The sequence below is a fragment of the Terrabacter sp. 2TAF16 genome, from assembly GCF_052115065.1.
Taxonomy (GTDB): domain Bacteria; phylum Actinomycetota; class Actinomycetes; order Actinomycetales; family Dermatophilaceae; genus Terrabacter.
Map to the genome: position 1 here is coordinate 25,204 of NZ_JBFRFZ010000001.1, position 19,637 is coordinate 44,840.

The 19,637-nt window shown below is 70.8% G+C and carries 19 protein-coding genes and 1 tRNA gene; 13 read left to right on the plus strand and 7 right to left on the minus strand.

What is annotated here, in order from left to right; translation table 11 throughout:
• Positions 1-92 precede the first annotated feature (92 nt).
• The 4 genes from AB4Z14_RS00090 (at position 93) to AB4Z14_RS00105 (ending at position 4,674) form a co-directional block, all read left to right on the plus strand.
• Complete coding sequence (locus tag AB4Z14_RS00090) at positions 93-1,229, plus strand: aminopeptidase P family protein (RefSeq protein WP_442273378.1); 1,137 nt, start codon at positions 93-95, stop codon at positions 1,227-1,229.
• Between the two features lie 197 nt (positions 1,230-1,426).
• Entirely contained in the window at positions 1,427-2,890 is a 1,464-nt protein-coding gene (locus tag AB4Z14_RS00095; protein ID WP_442273379.1) for an APC family permease, read from the plus strand.
• Complete coding sequence (locus tag AB4Z14_RS00100) at positions 2,887-3,330, plus strand: hypothetical protein (RefSeq protein ID WP_442273380.1); 444 nt, start codon at positions 2,887-2,889, stop codon at positions 3,328-3,330. Before AB4Z14_RS00095 ends, AB4Z14_RS00100 begins: the two co-directional genes overlap by 4 nt.
• 6 nt (positions 3,331-3,336) lie before the next feature.
• Positions 3,337-4,674, plus strand: coding sequence for a dipeptidase (locus AB4Z14_RS00105; RefSeq protein WP_442273381.1), 1,338 nt, complete (start codon positions 3,337-3,339; stop codon positions 4,672-4,674).
• 25 nt (positions 4,675-4,699) lie between these two features.
• Here the strand turns inward: AB4Z14_RS00105 and AB4Z14_RS00110 are convergent, their stop codons facing one another.
• Positions 4,700-6,238: an MFS transporter gene (locus tag AB4Z14_RS00110; protein WP_442273382.1), complete on the minus strand. Its 1,539-nt coding sequence runs from the start codon at positions 6,236-6,238 to the stop codon at positions 4,700-4,702.
• Between the two features lie 125 nt (positions 6,239-6,363).
• On the opposite strand from AB4Z14_RS00110, the gene AB4Z14_RS00115 reads away from it, so the two are divergent.
• Positions 6,364-7,752, plus strand: coding sequence for a threonine/serine ThrE exporter family protein (locus AB4Z14_RS00115; RefSeq protein ID WP_442273383.1), 1,389 nt, complete (start codon positions 6,364-6,366; stop codon positions 7,750-7,752).
• Between the two features lie 25 nt (positions 7,753-7,777).
• Here AB4Z14_RS00115 and AB4Z14_RS00120 read toward each other — a convergent pair whose 3' ends face one another.
• The 5 genes from AB4Z14_RS00120 to AB4Z14_RS00140 all read right to left on the minus strand — a co-directional run bounded on the left by AB4Z14_RS00120 (position 7,778) and on the right by AB4Z14_RS00140 (position 13,908).
• Entirely contained in the window at positions 7,778-9,073 is a 1,296-nt protein-coding gene (locus AB4Z14_RS00120; RefSeq protein ID WP_442273384.1) for a cation:proton antiporter, read from the minus strand.
• A gap of 17 nt (positions 9,074-9,090) precedes the next feature.
• Entirely contained in the window at positions 9,091-10,440 is a 1,350-nt protein-coding gene (locus tag AB4Z14_RS00125; RefSeq protein ID WP_442273385.1) for a M20/M25/M40 family metallo-hydrolase, read from the minus strand.
• The gene (locus tag AB4Z14_RS00130) at positions 10,437-10,817 is read right to left on the minus strand and encodes an SHOCT domain-containing protein (protein WP_442273386.1); all 381 of its coding nucleotides are present in this window, start codon (positions 10,815-10,817) and stop codon (positions 10,437-10,439) included. The genes AB4Z14_RS00125 and AB4Z14_RS00130 overlap by 4 nt, the downstream gene beginning before the upstream one ends.
• A 125-nt stretch (positions 10,818-10,942) precedes the next feature.
• Positions 10,943-11,170: a hypothetical protein gene (locus tag AB4Z14_RS00135; RefSeq protein WP_056825321.1), complete on the minus strand. Its 228-nt coding sequence runs from the start codon at positions 11,168-11,170 to the stop codon at positions 10,943-10,945.
• A 140-nt stretch (positions 11,171-11,310) separates the two neighbouring features.
• Positions 11,311-13,908: a LuxR C-terminal-related transcriptional regulator gene (locus AB4Z14_RS00140; protein WP_442273387.1), complete on the minus strand. Its 2,598-nt coding sequence runs from the start codon at positions 13,906-13,908 to the stop codon at positions 11,311-11,313.
• A gap of 151 nt (positions 13,909-14,059) precedes the next feature.
• On the opposite strand from AB4Z14_RS00140, the gene AB4Z14_RS00145 reads away from it, so the two are divergent.
• The 3 genes from AB4Z14_RS00145 (at position 14,060) to AB4Z14_RS00155 (ending at position 15,222) form a co-directional block, all read left to right on the plus strand.
• Positions 14,060-14,287: a hypothetical protein gene (locus AB4Z14_RS00145; RefSeq protein ID WP_056777314.1), complete on the plus strand. Its 228-nt coding sequence runs from the start codon at positions 14,060-14,062 to the stop codon at positions 14,285-14,287.
• 109 nt (positions 14,288-14,396) lie between these two features.
• Positions 14,397-14,849 carry a DUF6325 family protein gene (locus AB4Z14_RS00150; RefSeq protein ID WP_056777311.1) on the plus strand — a complete coding sequence of 151 codons (453 nt, stop codon included), beginning with the start codon at positions 14,397-14,399 and terminating at the stop codon, positions 14,847-14,849.
• Between the two features lie 88 nt (positions 14,850-14,937).
• Complete coding sequence (locus tag AB4Z14_RS00155; RefSeq protein WP_442273388.1) at positions 14,938-15,222, plus strand: SHOCT domain-containing protein; 285 nt, start codon at positions 14,938-14,940, stop codon at positions 15,220-15,222.
• 68 nt (positions 15,223-15,290) lie between these two features.
• Here the strand turns inward: AB4Z14_RS00155 and AB4Z14_RS00160 are convergent, their stop codons facing one another.
• Positions 15,291-16,121: a class II glutamine amidotransferase gene (locus tag AB4Z14_RS00160; protein ID WP_442273389.1), complete on the minus strand. Its 831-nt coding sequence runs from the start codon at positions 16,119-16,121 to the stop codon at positions 15,291-15,293.
• 185 nt (positions 16,122-16,306) lie between these two features.
• Between AB4Z14_RS00160 and AB4Z14_RS00165 the strand changes: the two genes are divergently transcribed.
• The 5 genes from AB4Z14_RS00165 (at position 16,307) to AB4Z14_RS00185 (ending at position 19,615) form a co-directional block, all read left to right on the plus strand.
• Positions 16,307-16,633, plus strand: coding sequence for a putative quinol monooxygenase (locus AB4Z14_RS00165; protein WP_442273390.1), 327 nt, complete (start codon positions 16,307-16,309; stop codon positions 16,631-16,633).
• 108 nt (positions 16,634-16,741) lie between these two features.
• Positions 16,742-16,814: transfer RNA gene (locus AB4Z14_RS00170), tRNA-Gly, on the plus strand.
• A 111-nt stretch (positions 16,815-16,925) separates the two neighbouring features.
• Positions 16,926-17,903: a non-homologous end-joining DNA ligase gene (gene ligD / locus AB4Z14_RS00175; protein ID WP_442273391.1), complete on the plus strand. Its 978-nt coding sequence runs from the start codon at positions 16,926-16,928 to the stop codon at positions 17,901-17,903.
• 161 nt (positions 17,904-18,064) lie between these two features.
• A complete protein-coding gene (locus tag AB4Z14_RS00180) occupies positions 18,065-18,547 on the plus strand; it encodes a glutathione peroxidase (RefSeq protein ID WP_442273731.1) in 483 nt (160 codons plus the stop codon).
• Between the two features lie 15 nt (positions 18,548-18,562).
• A complete protein-coding gene (locus AB4Z14_RS00185; RefSeq protein WP_442273392.1) occupies positions 18,563-19,615 on the plus strand; it encodes a chorismate-binding protein in 1,053 nt (350 codons plus the stop codon).
• Positions 19,616-19,637: the final 22 nt, after the last annotated feature.

The window sequence follows — 19,637 nt, forward strand, 5'->3', positions numbered from 1 at the left end:
GCGGCCAAGCAGGCACGGAGTCATCCCGATCGGGTGAGCAGACCTCCTGGAGACGAGACCTAGCATGGAGCGCGCTACCCAAGGAGACATCCATGAGCCCCGTCGACGTGCAGCCACCACCCCCGTTCACCGCGGAGGACTACCGGGCGCGCGGACGACGCGTCGTGGCAGCCGCGACCGAAGCCGGCCTCGCGGGCGTCCTCGTGACTCCGGGACCGGATCTCGTCTGGCTCAGCGGATACCAGCCCACCGCGATCACCGAGAGGCTGACGGTGCTCGTGCTCGCGCCCGACCAGGAGCCGACGCTGCTGGTCCCCGCCCTCGAGCGGCCCGATGCCGAGGCGGCCGAGGGCGTCCGCGGAATGCGGGTGATGGACTGGGCCGACGCCGCCGACCCCTACCTGGCCGCCGCACCGTTGTTGCGGCCCGACGGAACGTACGGCGTCTCCGACTCGGCGTGGGCGCTCCACCTGCTCGGTCTGCAAGCAGCCCTGCCCCGCTCGACCTACCAGTCGCTCACCGTGGGGCTGCCGATGATGCGCGCGGTCAAGGGACCCGACGAGCTGGCGCGGCTCACGGCGGCGGGTGCTGCGGCCGACGCGGCCTACGGGGAGATCGTCAAGGTCCGCTTCGCCGGGCGCCGCGAGACCGAGGTGGCCGCGGACCTCGCTGCCCTGCTGCGTCACTTCGGGCACGAGCAGGTGGACTTCACGGTGGTGGGGTCCGGCCCCAACGGTGCCAACCCGCACCACGAGGCCGGCGACCGCGTCATCCAGCAGGGTGACGCCGTCGTGCTGGACTTCGGCGGCCTGATGTTCGGCTACGGGTCCGACACGACCCGCACGGTCTGCGTGGGGGAGCCGACCCAGCAGATCCGCGACGTCCACGAGATCGTCCGGCTCGCGCAGGAGGCCGGGGTCGCCGCGGCCCGGCCGGGTGCGACGTGCCAGGACGTCGACCGCGCGGCGCGGGCCGTCATCACGGAGGCGGGCTACGGCGACGCGTTCATCCACCGGACCGGTCACGGCATCGGGGTGACCACCCACGAGCCGCCGTACATGGTCGAGGGGGAGGACCAGCCCCTCGTCCCCGGGATGTGCTTCTCGGTCGAACCCGGGATCTACCTGGCCGGACGCTTCGGCGTGCGCATCGAGGACATCGTCACCGTGACCGAGACCGGTGCCGTTCGGCTCAACAACACCGACCACGGGCTCGCCGTCGTCCAGTGAGCCCTGTCCGGGTATCAGCCCGAAGGAGTGACGCCGGAACACGAGCCCACGCAGGAATCTGATGGAACGTGCGGTGATCTCATGGGATGGATGGTGGTCGGCATGCAGCGGGACGAGAAGGCATTGACAGGGAACGGTCGGGGGCGTCCCCTCGGACCGGTGGGCCCGACGCCCCGACCACGGGCCCGGTGGTCTCGATGAGCGCCATGGACGCGTCGGCCGACGAACCCGTCGTCGCCACCACGAGGCGCACCAGGGCACCGGCCACGGCCTACATCTCTTGGATCGCCCTGGCGATGATGACGACGAGCTCGGTCGCCAGCCTCCGGGCGGCTCCGACGATGGCGGTGTACGGCCTGGCGTGCGTGTTCCTCTACATCGTGCCGGCCATCGTCTTCCTGATCCCGACCTCCCTGGTCTCGGCAGAGCTCGCCTCGGGGTGGGATGGCGGCGTCTACAACTGGGTGGCCCGTGGCATCTCCAAGCCGATGGGCTTCCTGGCCGTCTGGTGCCAGTTCGCGATGACGATCTTCTACTACCCCAGCCTGCTGGGCTTCGTGGCGAGCACCTTGGCCTACGTCATCAATCCGGCGCTCGCGTCCAACGGCGTGTGGACCGCCCTCGTCATCGTCGTCGTGTACTGGTCCGCCGTGTGGGTCTCGTCGCGTGGGACCAAGGGCGTCTCGGGTCTGGCGAGTGCCGGGCTCATCATCGGCACGCTGATCCCCGGTGTCGTCCTCGTCACGTTGGGCGCCGTCTTCCTGGGTCAGGGCAACCCGTCCGCCGCTCCGATGACCGCAGACAACCTGCTGCCCGTCTGGGCGGGGCTCTCCAGCCTCGTGCTGATCGTCAACAACTTCCTGTCGTACTCCGGCATGGAGATGAACGCGGTGCACGTCGGCTCGTTGAAGAACCCGGCCAAGGAGTTCCCGAAGTCGATGTTCCTGGCGATGGGGCTGGTGCTGACGATCTTCATCCTGCCGGCCCTGGCGATCAGCTGGATCGTGCCCGCCGAGGAGCTGTCGCTCACGGCCGGGGTCATGCAGGCCTTCGACGCAGTCTTCGCGAACTTCGGCGCGCAGTGGCTGACCCCGATCGTCGGGGTCATGCTGGTGACCGCGTCGCTCGGTGGCATGCTCACCTGGCTCGCCGGCCCGTCGAAGGGCCTGCTGCTCATCTCGCGTCAGGAGGGCTACCTGCCACCGGTGCTGCAGAAGCTCAACAAGAACGGCGTCCAGCAGAACATCCTCGTGGCGCAGGGCATCATCACGACGATCATCGGGCTCGGCTACGCCCTGATCCCCAACGTGTCGAGCGCCTACTGGATCTTCTCCGTCATCACGACGCAGGTCTACCTCATCATGTACCTGTTGATGTTCGTGGCCGCGGTGCGCCTGCGGCGCAACGACCCGGACCACGCGCGTGGCTACCGGGCGCCGATGCTGGGGGCGCTCTGCGGGATCGGTTTCGCCGCCTCCCTCGCAGCCCTGCTCATCGGGTTCGTCCCGCCCTCGCAGTTCGGGTCGGGCAGTCCCGCAACGTATCTCGTGATCGTCGCGGCTGGCGCGCTCGGGCTCGGCCTGCTCGTTCCGTTCCTCTTCTACAGGCTGCGCAAGCCCTCGTGGAAGCAGCCTGAGACGTCAGAGGTGGCCGCATCATGAACATCACGGAGAGCGCCACGTACCAGCAGAACCGGACGACCTACATCGTCGCCGGCATCGCGATCGTGGCCCTCACGGTCATTGCGCTGCTGACCTTCCATTCCGGCAAGTCGTCGCAGCAAGCCGACCAGAAGGCCACCCAGCTCATCGCAGCCCTCACCGCGGCAGGTGCTCGTGCGCCGAGCAAGGAGCAGGTCGTGCGGGTTCTCGGGGACGACGGCGGAGCGGTGTGTGACGACCCGAACGGGTCGCTGCGCAAGGGCATCCTGCTCGGCCAGCTCATGAACGGCGCGGCCGGGCCGGGCATGCGACCGGTCATCGCCGACAACCGGGTGGTCAAGGGCCAGCTGGCCGTCCTCAAGATCTACTGCCCCGACGAGGTGCCCACCTTCCAGGAGTTCGTCGACGGCCTCGACCTCGCCGACACGGTGAAGGGGTGACGACGAGTGGAGCTGCGTGAACGCGTCGCCGGTCTGATGGGGCAGGCACGATCGGACCTCGCTGAGCTCGTGTCGATCCCGTCCGTCGCCGACCCGCGCCAGTACCCGCCGGAGGAGTGTGCCCGGGCCGCCCAGTGGGTGCTCGACGCCTTCGCGGCGGTCGGCTTCACCGACGCGCACCTGGCCGAGACCGCGGACGGGAGCCAGGCGGTCGTGGGGTCACGCCCCTGCGGAGACCCCGACGCCGTCACGGTACTGCTGTACGCCCACTACGACGTACAGCCCCCGCTCGACGAGACGGCTTGGCGCACACCGCCGTTCGAGCTCACCGAGGTCGACGGCCGGTGGCACGGCCGAGGCACGGCGGACTGCAAGGGCAACATCGTCATGCACCTGACAGCCCTCCGAGCGCTCGGCGATGACGTGCCGGTCAACCTCAAGCTCGTCGTCGAGGGGTCGGAGGAGCAGGGGACGGGTGGCCTCGAGGACTTCGTGCCCAAGCACGCGGACCTGCTCCGCGCCGATGCCGTCCTCGTCTGTGACACCGGGAACGCCGCGGTCGGACGACCTGCAGCCACGGTGAGCCTGCGCGGCATGGTGAATGTCGTCGTCACCGTCGAGGCCCTTGCCTCGGAGATCCATTCCGGCATGTTCGGGGGCGCCGCGCCGGATGCCCTCGCGGCGCTCGTCGCGATGCTCGCCGGCCTGCGCGACGCCGAGGGCAACACGACGGTGTCCGGCCTCGACAACAGCCAGGAGTGGTCGGGGGCCACCTACCCCGAGGACCAGTTCCGCAGCGACGCGGGCGTCGTCGACGGGGCGTCGCTGCTCGGCGACGGGAGCGTGTCCGACATGCTCTGGGCTCGGCCGTCGCTGACGATCCTGGGCATCGACTGCCCGCCCGTCGTCGGGTCGGCAGCAGCCATCGTCCCGCGGGCGCGTGCCCGCCTCAACCTGCGCATCCCCCCGGGGACGGATCCCGCCGTGGCGGAGAAGGCGCTGACGGACCACCTCGTCGCCGCGGCTCCCTGGGGCGTGCACGTGGCCGTCGAGACGGAGGCGACGGGGTCGCCGTTCTCGGCCCGGACGGACGGGCCCGCCTACCGGGCCATCGCCTCGGCGATGGAGGAGGCTTTCGGCAGTCCCATGGTGAGCCTGGGTCAGGGAGGTTCGATCCCGCTGTGCAACGTCTTCGCGGAGACCTACCCTGGCGCCGAGCTGATCCTCATGGGGGTCGAGGAGCCACTGGCGCTCATCCACGCCCCCAACGAGAGCGTTCACCCGCGGGAAATCGCGGACATGGCTCTCGCCGAGGCCCTCTTCCTCCAGCGCCTGACGCGCTGAACGGCGCGACGAGGGACGGCCGGCCTCAGGCGCCCTTCACCGCAGCACCCGTCGCGGTGGTGCGCAGCGTCATGGCAGTGGATGCGGCGGCGGCCGCCGAGTCGTGGATCGTTCCCTTGGCGGCCTGGTGCCGGCCCATCAGGACGGCCATCAGCACTCCGGCCATGCTGAAGGCGGCCATGACCCACGACGCGGTCGCGAGACCTGAGGCCAGGGCGTCTGCAGCGGGCTTCCCTTCCGCGGTGCGGTCGGCGATGACGGCTCCGTAGATCGTCGCGGCCAGCGCGGTTGCGACCGCCGCCCCCACGTAGCGCGCCATGTTCGAGACCCCTGACGCGGACCCGACCTGCTTCTCCGGCACACAGGCGGTGGACGCCGACGATGCGGGCCCGTTCGACAGTCCCATTCCCACGGCGACGGCCAGCAATGGCAGGAGGAAGGCACGGTAGGCCCAGTCGGCGTCGGCGAACCCGAGGGCGGCGAAACCGACGGCCGTCAGGATGAACCCGATGCCAACGACCTGGCGGCCACCGAGGCGCGCGGTGAGGCGCGGCACGGCGGCCGCGATGACGACGAGCCCGATCGTCGCCGGCAAGGTCGCCAGACCTGCCTGGAGCGTCGTGAATCCGAGGGCGTTCGGGTCCTGGAAGTAGAGGCTGAGCAGATACATCAGCGCATTGATGGTGCCGGCACCGATGAGGATGGCGATCGTCGAGCCGACGAGGACGCGGTTGCGAAGCAGTCCGAGGTCGAGCATCGGGACGGCCACCCGCCGCTCGACGGCGACGAAGGCGAATCCTGCCGCGACACCGATGGCGATGCACGCGAGCGTGGCGACCGACCCCCAGCCCCAGTCGCCGCCCTTGCTCAGCGCGAGGATGAGCGGCGCCAGCGTCAACGCGATGAGGATCGAGCCGGCGTAGTCGATCGACCGCGAGCGGGTCGTGTCGCGTGACTCGGAGACGCGTCGGGCCGTGATGAGGATGCAGACGACCGCGATGACGGCGTCGACCCAGAAGAGCCCCTGCCAGCCCATCACCGAGACCAGCACCCCACCCATGAGCGGGCCGGCCGCCGCTCCGACGGCGGCGGCGGCCCCCCAGAGCGACACCGCCCGCAGCTGCTCCTGTCCGTCGTTCGCCACGGAGAGGAGGCTCAGGCCGCAGGCCAGGATGGTGGCCCCCGCCGCGCCCTGGATGACGCGGCCGGCGATGACGGCACCTCCGGACGACGACAGGGCGATGAAGATGCAGGACACGACGAAGAGCATCAGGCCGAGCTGGAAGACCCGCTTGCGTCCGAAGACGTCACCCAGCGAGCCGGACGTCACGATGACCGCGGCGCCGACGAGCGAGTAGCCCGTGACGGCCCACTGCAGGGTCGTCACGTCCATGCCCGTGTCCGCGCTGATGGCCGGCAGGAGGATGCTGACCGCTGACGTGTTGGCGTTGACGACGAAGGTCGACAGGCAGGTGGCGGCCAGCACCCCGCCCGCTCGGGCCGCAGTCTGCGCCGCCGCCCGTCCGGAACTCCCGGACGCGGCTGACGAACTCGCTTCGGTCATGGTTGCGCTCCCTCCGCCAAGCACACGCGCCTGCCGCGCTCCTCGAATCTAGGACGCCACACAGCCCGTGAGAGTCACCCGTGGAGGATGACTCTCACGACCACGGCGGCTGCCACGCTGGTGTCGTGTCCAGCGAATCGGACCCGGTACCCGGGGGGCTCGTCACACCGGGTGCACGCGTGCGGTCGGTGAGCCGTCGCTGGTGGTCGCGCGTCGCGGAGGTCGCCCAGTCCCACCTCGCGCCTCTCGGCCCTGCGGCGGACCCCGAGCCCGAGGACTTCGACGCACCGCCCCCCGAGGCCGTCCTCGACCTGCTCCGCCATCTCGGCGTCGTCATGTCCCGTGCCGGCGACGCGACGGAGCGCGTGACCCAGATCCTCGAGCAGGTCGCGGACGTCTACGCGGCCACCGGCGTGACGTTCTTCGTCGTGCCCACCGGGGTGTTCGTGCGCATCGACACGGGTGACTCCAGCCGGATGGACTTCGAGGCCGGCAGCAGCGTGCCCCTGCGGCTCGACCAGGTCGACGCGCTCTACCGGCTCATCGACGACATCCGCCACGGCTCGGTGGAGGCCGGCGTCGCGCGCGAGCGCCTCGATGCGCTGGTGGCCTCACAGCCGCGCTTCGGCGGCGTCGTCGCGGTCCTCGCCAGTGGCGTCGTCACCGTGGGCCTGGGTCTCCTGCTCAACCCCACGGCCAGCGCCCTGCCGGCGTTGCTGCTCATCGGCTTCCTCGTCGGCGGCCTGCGGTGGTGGGCCGACCGAGAGCCCATGCTCTCCCTCGTGCTCCCCGTCGTCACCGCGACCGTGGTCACGGCCATCACCTTCCAGTGGGTGGCACCGGCTGTCGGCTCGACGCCCCTGGAGATCGTCATCCCCGCGCTCGTGACGTTCCTGCCCGGCGCCGCACTGACGATGGCCACCGTCGAGCTCTCCACCGGAGACATGCTGGCGGGTTCGGCTCGGCTCGTCTACGGACTCGAACGGCTCTTGGTCCTGAGCTTCGGCATCGCGATGGGGGCCGAGATCGCCGGTCTGCCACCGGCCCTGGAGCAGGCACCTGCCGCGCTCGGGGGATGGGCGCCCTGGGTGGGGGTCCTCGTCTTCGGGGTCGGACAGTTCGTCGCCTCGTCCGCGCCGCCTCGAACCCTCGGATGGCTCCTCGTGGTCCTCTACGTCGCCTACGGCGTCCAGGCGCTGGCCGGTCGTGCCCTCGGCACCCTCGGCGCGAGCTTCCTGGCGGCAGCCGTCGTGCTTCCCGTGTGCTACACGATCCAGAGCCGGCGCAGCGGCCCTCCGGTGCCGGTGACCTTCCTGCCGACGTTCTGGCTGCTCGTGCCGGGTGCGCTCGGCCTGCAGGGCGTGGCTCGTATCGTCGGCGCAGACCAGGCAGGGGGCCTCGGCGACTTCGTCAACGCCCTGCTGAGCATCGTGGCCATCGCCGTCGGGGTGGTCGTCGGCTCCGGGCTCTCCGAGCGCATCGGCCGCGCCACCTCGACCTGGCGCGGGATCTAGCGGCAGGCCGGGGGAACACGGAGGGTCACCGCAGCGGCGGCACGCCTTCCTCCCGGGGGCCGTACGTGGTCTGCCCGCCCACCGACCGGCGCACGGCCAGCGGCTCTGCCGCGGGCTGGGTCTCGACCGCGGGACCGGTGTGCTGTGCCCAGTCCCCGTACCGCTGCGCCCAGGGCCCCGCGGAGAGGCCGTGCAGGATGACACTGAGGAGCACGGTCGTGGCGACGGCGCCGATGAGGGTCTGGACAGCGGGGTCGGCTGCGCCGAGGGTCTCGTAGGTGATGAGCGCGAAGACGACGGAGGCGAGCCCGCGCGGCCCGAACCAGCCCACGAAGAGGACGGTGCGTCGTTGCAGTCCCGTGCCCAGCAGACACAGCGCGACGGGAAGCATCCGGAGGGCGGTGAGGGAGAGCGCCGCGTAGAGCAGGCTCTGCCACCGCACCATCCAGTCGAGATGGTGGGCGACCGTGATCCCGAAGAGCAGCCACACGCCGAACCCGAGGAGTGCAGAGAGCCGATCAGTCATCTCCAGGCCGGCGTGCGTGTGCCTCGAGTCCGTCTGAGCAGCTGCGTATGCCGTCCCGGCCACGAAGGCTGCGACGAACCCGTTGCCGCCGACCTCGACGGCGCCGTAGTACGCGAGCACCGGCACCGAGAGCGTTGCGATGGGCAGCAGCCCCGACTCCGCCCACCCGGCTCTGCGCGACCGCTCGATCAGCCGGCCGGACGCGTACCCCGCTGCGATGCCGACGAGCGCTCCGATCGCGAGCTCGCGCAGGGCGTCGACGAGGGCGTCCTCGGGCGCGACCCCAGCAGCAGCTGCGATGGCGAACAGCACCACCGGGGTGGCCATCCCGTCGTTGAGACCGCTCTCGACGTTGAGGATGCGCCGCACCCGGACCGGCACGACCGGGTTGAGCACGGTGGCCGCGCCGAGTCCGGCGTCGGTGGGAGCCAGGGTCGCCGCGAGGAGCAGTGCCAGCCACGCGCTGGAGCCGGGGAAGATGCCGCGCGCCAGCAGGTACCCGGCCCCGATCGTGAGGGGGAGACCGATGAGGAGGAGTCGCCCGGTGAAGACCGAGTCACCACGCACCTCGCGGGGCTGCAGCTGTGCAGCGTCGTGGAAGAGCGTCAGCGCCAGCGTCACCTCGGCGATGGTGCGGCTCGTCGTCGTGTCGGCCCCGCCCGACACGAGGACGCCGAGCACGATGCCGGCCGCGACGAAGACGATGGGACCGGTCAGGTGCGCCCGGCCGACGCGGGCCGACTGGGTCACGAAGACGATGACCAGCAGCGCGAAGACTGCGACGACCCACGTCATGCGCCGGCCGCCGCGGCCTACCCGGACCCGGACCCGGCGCCGTCGGCGAGGCGCTGGAGCAGGAGGGCCTGGGCCACGATCATCTTCTCGATCTCGCTGGGGTCGACGCTCTCGTCGGACGCGTGGATCCGCGCGGCCGCGACGTCCTCCGGCCCCCACAGCACGAACTCCGCGCCGGGAGCAGCCGTCTCGAGCGTGCGGAGCAACGGGATGGAGCCGCCGCAGCCGGCCTCGCCGGCCGCTGGTTGGGTGACGATCGCGACGAGGGTCTGGCAGGCCAGCACCATGTCGTCGATGGCGATGTGCTCACTGGTTGCGTGCTCGTCGACCATGCCGGTCGGCAAGGCCACGCACGGGATTCCCTTGGCGTTGAAGTAGTTTCCGTCCGTGCCGCCACCCGACTTGCGTGGAGAGACCTCGAGCCCGAGGGACCGGATCGCCGAGGCTGCCTCTCGGTAGGGGAGGGCGTCCTCGGCGATCTTGTACGTCTTGTAGATCTCCTCCGCCGCGAAGTCCACCGTCGCCCCAGCCTCATCGGCCGCGCGCTGGCACGCGCTCCGCATCGCCGCCAGCTGGTGGTCGAGCTTGTCCTGGTCGTGGCTGCGCGCCATCCCTTCGAGCTCGACGGTGTCGGGGATGATGTTGCGGGCCTCGCCGCCCCGGATCGTGCCGATGTTGGCGACCGTCTCCTCGTCGATGCGTCCGAGCGGCATGGAGGCGATGGCCTGTGCGGCCACCTGCACGGCGCTGATGCCCTTCTCGGGCTCGACGCCCGCGTGCGCCTTGCGGCCGTGGACGGTGATGGTGAGGTAGACGGAGGTGGGTGACCAGTAGGTGATCGACCCCATGACGCCCGCGGTGTCGAGGACGAAGCCGTGCGTCGCGTCGAGCCGGCTCACGTCGAGATGACGTGAGCCGACCAGACCTCGCTCCTCGCCGACGGTCGACACGAACTCGATCGTCGGGAAGGTCCATCCGCGGTTGGACTGGAGCAGCCGGAGCAGCTCCAGGCAACCGGCGAGCCCGGACTTGTCATCGGCCCCGAGGATCGTCGAGCCGTCGGTCCGGATGATCCCGTCGTCCCCGATGATGGGGACGATCCCGCGGTCGGTGCCGGCCGTGTCCATGTGCGTCGACACGAGGATCGTTCCCGGCCGCGTGCCCGGGTAGACCGCGACGATGTTGCCGATGTCGTCCATGGTGGTCGAGCAGCCCAGCTCGCGGTAGCGAGCCTCGAGGACCGTGCCGATCGAGCCTTCGTGGCCCGTCGGGCTGTCCACGGCCACGAGCCCCAGAAACGTGGCCAGCAGTCGATCACGGTCGACGGCCCCGGCCGGCCGAAGCGCACCCGGGGCGGTCGGGGTCATGCCAGGGCCCGGGACTTGATCTGTGCGAACTCCTCGGGCGAGATGGCGCCGGCGTCGAGCAGCGCCTTGGCCTGCGTCAGCTCCTCGATGGACGACGACTTGGGCGCGGCGACGGTGCGGATGTAGTCCTCCTGCGCCGCCACCTGCTCCGAGGTGCGCTTCATGGTGCGCTCGGCCATGCCGCGACCACGGACGATGACGTAGACCAGCGCGGAGATCAGCGGGAAGAAGATGAGCACGATGACCCACAGGGCCTTCGCGACGCCGCCCAGGGACTCGTCACGGAAGAGGTCCCCGAAGATCTGGAAGAGCATCATCAAGTAGGCGACGAAGAAGAAGGACCAGACGAGCAGCCAGAAGAAGCTCCAGAAGTCCATGGTGAAGACCGACCTTTCAGTGCCGCCGCGTGCTGCGACGGTAGAGTGGATTGACCTGTTGTCGAGCCCTACATTCATCCCGCCGAGGGGAGTGCGGCATCGCTCTCCCAGAGCGAGATCGGAGGTCAGCGCCGGGGGTCGGAGGGGGCGGGGCCACCCGGCTCGTCGACGAGCCGGGTCGAGATGACCTCGAGCCCCAGCGCGGTCAGCGCGGCGAGCACGCCGACGAGCTCCTGGCTGTCGTGCACGGTGACGGTCAACGTCGTGCTCGTGCCGTCGCCGTCGGACCACACGGCATACGGCCACACGTCGCGCTCGTCGACGTCACCGGCCACGACCACGATCGCTCGCATGCTGGCCCCTCTCGTGACGGGGGTGTCCACGTCTCTGTCGCAGGATGTCGCGAGGTCCCGGCACCGTGCGTCATCCGTCGAGGGGGAGATGGACGCCGAACGCGCGGGAACGGCCGGTCGAGCGAGGTGCGGGGTCGGGCCTAGTAGAGCTCGAGGTCGGCGGCCCGACGGATCGCTGCCCGGCGGCTGCCCACCCCGAGCTTCTGGTAGATGTGCGCGATGTGCGTCTTGGTCGTGTGGAGCGAGATGAACTCGGCCTCGGCGATCTCGGCGTTGGTGAGGTTGGTCGCCAGGTACTGGAGGATCACCCGCTCACGGTCGGTGAGGCGCTCACCCCACCCGGGTACGTGGTGCTCGTGCTGCCTCGAGAGGCGCGCGAGCACCTGCGTCAGCGCAGCGGGGTGGCTGGTCCCGTGACGCAGGTGCGCCTTGAGCAGCTGGGCCATCGTCTTGCCGCCGGCGAGGAACGGCCCGTAGAGCTGGTCGGGCTCGGCCGCCGCGAGCGCGAGCTCGAGGGAGGCGTGGGCGTCGGCTCGCCCGAGCTTGGACCGGGCCTCTGCCTCGATGCACCGGCCGAGGCAGGTGAGGTGGACGAACCCCCCGCCCATCGGCACACGGGAGATCTCCGCCAGCGCAGCCTCGGGGTCACCTGCCAGCAGCAGGACCCTCGCGCGGTGAGCCGGCGCGAGGCGGTAGTCGGCCTCCAGGGGGGCCGAGGATGCGAGGGCAACGGCTTCGGGCTTCCGGCCCTCGGCCATGAGGGCCAGCCCCTCCAGGCCGTCGAGCATGGAGGGCCACCACGGGATCTGGGGATGGGAGCCGGTCATGGCGCGGATCTCGGACATGCTGGCCCGGGCGGCCTTGGTGTCGCCGAGTGCCAGGCACGTCTTCGCGTGGAAGTTCAGCGTCAGCCCCCGCAGCTCCAGGTCGAAGGGGAGCACCATCGAGAGGCTGCGTTCGAGCTGCGCCCTCGCCTGGGTCAGGTTGCCCCGCCAGTAGTCCAGCCAGCCGAGGTAGGCGACCGCAGGGGCGAGCGTCACGAGACCGACCCAGCCGCGGTCCGCGGCCCGGGCCAGCACGTCGACGGCGAGGTCGTGCACCTCGGTCAGCCGGCCCTCGGCGATAGCGGGGATGCAGGACTCGGCCAGGGCGGTGAGCTCGAGCGCGAGCAGGCCGGTGTCGTGAGCGGTGGCCGCCGAGGCCCGCAGCATCTCGAGGGGCAGCTCGTCGTGGGTCTGGAGGCGCGCCTCGCCCATCCCGACGAAGACCTGCAGGGACGCCTGGACCACCGGGTCCGGGGCGCGGTCGCCCCGGGCGAGCCGCTCCAGCATCGCCTCCCCGGACTCCACCGCGGCGCCCAGCCCCTGGTCGTAGCCGGTGAGGAAGAGCTCGACGATCGCCGTGCGCTCCTCGATCCCGTCCCGGTCCTGCTGCGGCAGCCGCTCCACGGCGCGTCGAGCAGAGGCGATCTCGGCGCGGGCGGCGTCGAGCCGGCCCCGGCGCACGAGGACGAGCGCCTGGGCCAGGTGTACGTCCGCGCTGTCCGCGACGGCGTGCGGGAGGTGCTGCACGGCGTCCGTGACGGCGTCGACCCGACCCTCGAGGAACAGCTCCAGCCAGTGCTCGGAGAAGATGCGCGACGCCATGTCACCGTCGCCCGCGGCCACGGCGTGCCTGATCGCCGTCGGCGCGTCGACGCGGACCCACCAGGCTGCCGCTGCGGAGTGCAGCTGGACGGCGCGCTCGGGCCGATCCGTCGCCAGACGGCGCTGGATGTGGCTGGCGAAGAGCGGGTGCCACTGGTACCAGGGCTCGTCCGTGGGAGCCGCGCCCCGCGACAGGAAGATCCCGTCGGACAGGCACTGCTCGAGGAGCGCCTCGGCGGTGGTCGTGCCACGGATGCCGTCGATGAGGGATGGGCACACCAGCTCGTCGAGGCAGCTGTCGAGGACGAAGTCGCGCATCTCGTCACTCAGGGCCGCGAGCACCTCCGTCGCGAGGTAGTCGGCCAGCGCCCGGTCGCGGCGCAGCTCGACCGGCACGTTGCGGGGTCGGTCGTCGTGGCGGGCCGCGAGGATGGCCATGCGGACCCCGGCGGGCCACCCGCCCGTGGCCTCGTGGATGGAGGCCACGGTGTCGCCGTCCAGCTCGAGACCGGACGCCTTGACCGCCTCGGCCGTCTCGTCGGCGCTGAAGGCGAGCTCGCTGTGGGCGAGGTAGGTGAGGTGGTCGTCGAGCCGCAGTCTCTGCAGCCGCAGCGGCGGCACCACCCGCGCGCCGATCACGACGCGCATGTTGGCAGGGGCCCATCTGAGCAGGTGGTTGACCAGCTCTGCCGAGGCCTTGGCCCCTGCGAGGTGCTGTGCGTCGTCGAGGGCCAGGACGAGGGGCTCAGCGGTGTCGTAGAGCGCCTCGAGCAGCGCGTCGACGAGGGCCACGGGCTCGGCACGCAGCGACGAGGCACGAAGCGGAGCCAGGGCCGCGGTGAGCTGTTCGATGCCGGCGAGGCTGGCCGCGGCCAGCAGATCCGACACCAGACGCACCGGGTCCCGGTCCGAGTCGTCGACGGTCAGCCAGAATCCCGCTCCGCGGACCTGCTGGCGTCGCACCGTCTCGGACAGCAGCGTCGACTTGCCGAACCCCGCCATGCCGGAGAGAACCGTCACCGGTCGCCGCTCGAGCAGTGGGGTCAGCCGCAACCGGTCGATGGCGCCGGCCGATGGGAGGGGCACAGACATCCGGGCGTGGCGTGGACCGACCATGGGTGCCCCTGCTTCCCAAGAGGTCACCCCCGCTGAGGGATGCGGGGATGTCTGGATCCCCTCCAGAGTAACCACGTGGGCGAATGCCGCGGAAGGGCATCGCCGAGATCGGAATGTGGGGCGCAGCATGCAGGTGTACGAGGTCGTCGTCGACGGGCAGCTGTCAGCGGACCTCGCCGACGCCCTCGGCACGATCCCGCGACGTGACGTCGGCGGCGCGACGGTCCTCAGTCTGCCGACGGCCGACCCCGAGGCCTTGCCTCGCGTCCTGGCCCTGCTGGAGACGCTCGGGATCGGCGTCACCGCGGTGCACCAGGTCGGCGACCCGACGCCGGGTCACGACCCCGTGAGCTGAGCAACGCCGTCGACAGGTCACGGTCAACTCATCCTCGTGGAGCGATGCACGGGGACCAGCCCCGGGACGAGTGTCGGGGTGTCAGTCGAGAGTCGCCAAGGAGGCAGACATGAGTGTCAACGTCGATGTCGGACCGATCGACTACCTTGCGCTGGAGTTTCCCGGCGCCCGGCTCACGGGCGAAGGTCTGGCCGAGCTGGTCAGGCTCGTCGACGCCGGCACCATCCGGGTGCTCGACATGCGAGGCCTCGTCCGGGACGCGGACGGGACGGTCACCGCGGTTGCCATCACCGACCTCGACGGGGACGGCACGCTCGACCTCGCCGTCTTCGAAGGCGTCGAGTCCGACCTGTTGGACGAGGAGGACCTCGCCGCGGCGGCGGACCTCGTGAAGCCCGGGGATGCGGTGGCCGTCCTCGTCTACGAGAACACCTGGGCCGGTCCGTTCGTCTCCGCCATGAGGCGGGCCGGAGCCGAGGTCGTCGCCAGCGTCCGACTCCCCGCCGACGCCGTCATCGCCCGGCTCGAGGCGCTCGAGGCCGCCGCCGGCGACGCCGAGTAGCGACGCCGACCAGCGACGTCCCGCACCGGGTCGGTGCCAGGGCTCGTGAACGTCAGGACGAACCGCAGTCGAGAAGGAGGAGAACACGATGGGACTACTACGTGGGGTGGCGCGGACGGCCGTCGTCGCCGGGACCGCGACAGCGGTGTCCAACCGGGTGTCACGGCGACAGGCCGGCCGGTGGGCGGCCCAGGAGGCACCACCGGAGCAGGAGCCGCAGTACGCCGCTCCGCCACCGCCACCGCCACCACCCGCGGCCCCCGACCCTGACGCCGACCTGGCCCGTCTGCAGCAGCTCGGCGAGCTCCGTGCTTCGGGGGTGCTCACCGAGCAGGAGTTCCAGACCCAGAAGTCCCGGATCCTGGGTCTCTGACCAGAGCCCGGCTCCGGGGTCATCCGGCCCGTGCAGTCCTTCGGGGGTGCACGGGCCGACTGGCGCCCTCAGGCCACGTGGGTGGGTCGGACCGGCTCGAAGGGCCGCAACTCGTCGTCGCCGGGCTGGATGATGCCGCAGGACGACTCCGGCACCTCACGCCAGGCGCCCGGCAGGTCCCGGAGCGGCTCGGACACGACGAACCGTGCTTCGTCACCGAGGGTGCGGAGCATCTCCACCTCCGGGTGGAGCTCGCGCAGCTGACCCACGTTGGTCGAGTGGAAGAGGGTGCGGCTCTGGTGCTGCGACGAGTAGCGGAAGGCCCAGACACGTTCGCCGTCGCTCGTGGCCAACGTGGCCTGGACGGGGTTGCTCACGCCGCGTCGTTCGGCGAGGTCCTCGACGAAGCCGACGGCTCGGGCGACACCGCCGACTGGGTCGTCCTGCAGGCCGAAGGTCAGGGCGAGGAAGAAGAGCGCCTCAGAGTCGGTCGATCCCTCGACGTCGGGATAGAGCGAGGGGTCGATCGCGAACATGAGGTCGCGCTTGAGCTCGTGGAAGCCGTAGACGGCGCCGTTGTGCATCCAGAGCCACGTGTCGTGCCGGAACGGGTGGCAGTTGCTCCGTTGCACCGGGGTCCCGGTCGAGGCCCGCACGTGGGCGAACATCAGGCGCGTGCGCACCTGCGTCGTGAGCTCGCGGAGGTTCTCGTCGTTCCATGCGGGGTCGACGCTCTTGAAGACCGCGGGTCGGGGGTCGTCTCCGTACCAGCCGATCCCGAACCCGTCGCCGTTCGTCGTCGTGGCGCCCATCCGGGAGTGGAGGCTCTGCTCGATGAGCGAGTGCTCCGGTTTGAAGAGCAGGTCCTCGGCGAGGATCGGGTCACCCGAGTACACCATCCAGCGGCACATACCTCCATGGAACGTGCCGGCCCCACACCCGACATCACTCCCCGGGGATGAAGCGGCAGGAGGCTGCACGATGGGTGGCGTCCCCGGTTCGGGTATCCCACCCGAGGACCGTGTCGCGAGCGCCGCTCCCGGCACACACGAGACCGACCCATCCAGACCAGGAGTGACCTGCCTTGATCTTCATCACCGCGAAGTTCCCCGTGAAGCCCGAGCACGCCGACGACTGGCCCGAGATCTCCCGGGCCTTCACCGAGGCCACCCGCGCCGAGGACGGCTGCCTCTGGTTCGACTGGTCGCGCAGCCTCGACGACCCGACCGAGTACGTCCTCGTCGAGGCCTTCCGTGACGACGCCGCCGGAGGCGCCCACGTGCAGAGCGAGCACTTCCGCGAGGCCACCTCCGACCTGCCGGCCTACCTCGCGGCCACCCCGAGGATCGTCAACACGACGGTCGCCGGGACGCAGTGGTCCGAACTCGGCGAGATGGCCGTCGACAAGTAGCCGAACGGCCACTCCGAGAGTGGGTTTCGGCGCATTTCGCCAACCGGGTGACCGTCCGCTATGGTCTACCTCGCACCCACGGAGCCCCCCGCTCCGAGGGCCTGCCAGGCGGACGTAGCTCAGTTGGTAGAGCGCAACCTTGCCAAGGTTGAGGTCGCCGGTTCGAGCCCGGTCGTCCGCTCCGTCGGAAGGGCCCGTCGACTCACGTCGGCGGGCCCTGCCGCACGTTCGGGGGCGTGTGCCGCCGGCCGGTTCAGGCGCCGACGCTGATCCAGTCCGTAGGCTGTCGGCCATGGCTGCGTCGAGCAAGGCCCCCGCCGTCGAGATCGAGGTCGGCGACCACACCGTGCGGCTGTCGAGCCCCGACCGCGTCTACTTCTCCCAGCGCGGCGAGACCAAGCGCGACCTCGTCGACTACTACCTGTCCGTCGGCCCCGGGATCGTCAACGCCCTGCGTGAGCGGCCGTGCATGCTGCACCGCTTCCCCAAGGGCGTCGACGGGCCGAAGGTGCACCAGAAGCGGCTGCCCGCCGGTGCCCCGCCCTGGGTCGAGACCGTACGTCTGCACTTCCCGCGCTACGGCCTCCACGCCGACGAGCTCTGCGTGACCCGTCTCGCCGACGTCATCTGGGCGGTGCAGATGTCGACGGTCGAGTTCCACCCGTGGAACAGCCGTCGCGCCGACACCGAGAGCCCCGACGAGTGGCGCATCGACCTCGACCCGATGCCCGAGTGTGGCTTCGAGAAGGTGCGGCGGGCCGCGGCCACGACGCACGAGATCCTCGACGAGCTCGGCGCCGTCGGCTGGCCCAAGACCTCGGGCGGCTCAGGGCTGCACGTCTACGTCCGGATCGCCCCCGACTGGGGGTTCAAGGACGTGCGCCGCGGCGCGCTGGCGTTCGCCCGCGAGGTCGAGCGGCGGCTGCCCGACGACGTGACGACGACGTGGTGGCGCAAGGACCGGTCGCCGAAGGACCTCTTCGTCGACTACAACCAGAACGCGCGTGACCACACCATCGCAGCGGCCTACAGCGTCCGGGGCAACCCGCGCGGCACCGTCTCGGCTCCGCTGGCGTGGGACGAGATCGCCGACGCCGAACCGCAGGACTTCACCATCGCCACCATGCCCGAGCGCTTCGCCCGCCTCGGTGACCTGCATGCCGGCATCGACGACGCCGTCTTCGACTTCAGCACGCTGCTCGAGTGGGCCGATCGCGACGAGCGCGATGGCAACGACGTGCCCCCCGAGCCCGACGACGCGGGGGCCTGACCCATCCGCGTGGTCCACGGCGCCGAACCACCGTCACGACGCACCGCGACAACGCTGCACCCTGCCGCCGCACGACCGCACGACCGCACGACCACCGATTCGCGGTTCGGGGGCTCCGCGGGTGAGGATCGGGGTGACGCATGACCACCAGAGGAGACACCGTGACCGTCCTGCACGACTTCAAGGCCACCTCCATCGACGGCGGGGAGGTGTCGCTGGGCGAGTACGCCGGTGACGTCGTCCTCGTCGTCAACACCGCCAGCGAGTGCGGCTACACCCCGCAGCTCGGCGGCCTCGAGCAGCTCTACGAGACCTACCGCGCCCAGGGCCTGACGGTCCTCGGCTTCCCGTGCAACCAGTTCGGTGGTCAGGACCCGGGCAGCGACGAGGAGATCGGCGCCTTCTGCCAGAAGAACTACGGCGTCACCTTCCCGATGTTCTCGAAGGTCGACGTCAACGGCGCGGACGAGCACCCCGTCTACACGTGGCTCAAGTCCGAGAAGGGCGGCCTGCTCGGCAAGAAGATCAAGTGGAACTTCACGAAGTTCCTCGTCGCCCGCGACGGCACGGTCATCGGCCGCTACGCACCGACGACCGACCCCGCCGACCTCGCCGGCGACATCGAGAAGGCCCTCTCCGCCTAGGCCTACGATCTGCAGGTGGACCACGCCCGCTTCGCCGACCGGGACGCCCGCGGTGTCGTCGACGTCCGCCACGGCCACGAAGCCCTCGACGCGATGACGCGCGAGGGCTTCTGGGCTGTCGTGGCCGCCTTCGAGGGTGCCGTGACCGCCGTGCGTTTCGCCGAGGTCACCCCGAGGGCGTATGCCGCCGGGCCGGCCGCCGCGGCCAGCCGGGCGTCGGCTGTGGCATGGCAGCCGCTCGACCGCCACTGGCACTCGTCACTCGACCGGAGGGCATACGTCGGCGTCGTGCGCGAGGTGCGTGAGCGCATCGCGTCCGGGACCGTCTACCAGGTCAACGTCTGCCGCGTGCTCAGCCACGAGCTGCCCGACGACGCCGACCTCGACGGGCTCGATGCCCTTCTGCGACAGGGCAACCCGGCGCCGCATGCCGCGCGGGTCCGGTGCGATGAGGCAGGCCTCGACGTCGTCAGCGCGTCGCCGGAGCTCTTCCTAGGGCGACGCGGCGCGTCCCTCGTGACCCGCCCCATCAAGGGCACCGCCGCGACCGCCGAGCAGATGCTGCCCAAGGACTACGCCGAGAACGTCATGATCGTCGACCTCATGCGCAACGACCTGTCGGGTGTCTGCGAGCCCGGGACCGTCTCCGTCGACGAGCTCTGCACGATCGAGGCCCACCCGGGTCTCGTGCACCTCGTCTCGACGGTCAGCGGGCACCTGCGTGAGGAGGTGGGATGGGCCGAGGTCTTCACTGCCGCCTACCCGCCGGGGTCGGTCTCCGGGGCGCCGAAGTCCAGCGCGCTCACAGCGATCCGGGACCTCGAGACGGTGCCCCGCGGCCCGTACTGCGGCGCGGTCGGCTGGGTCGACGCCGACGCCCGGGAGGCAGACCTCGCCGTCGGCATCCGGACCTTCTGGTCCGAGCGCGACGAGGTGGGCCGGCGGTGGCTGCGGTTCGGCACGGGTGCCGGCATCACGTGGCACTCCGACCCCGAGGGGGAGTGGGCCGAGACCGAGCTCAAGGCGGCCCGCCTCATCGGGCTCGCCGCCGGCACTGTGACACCATGAGGGCTCCCGTCGGGCGCCTTCC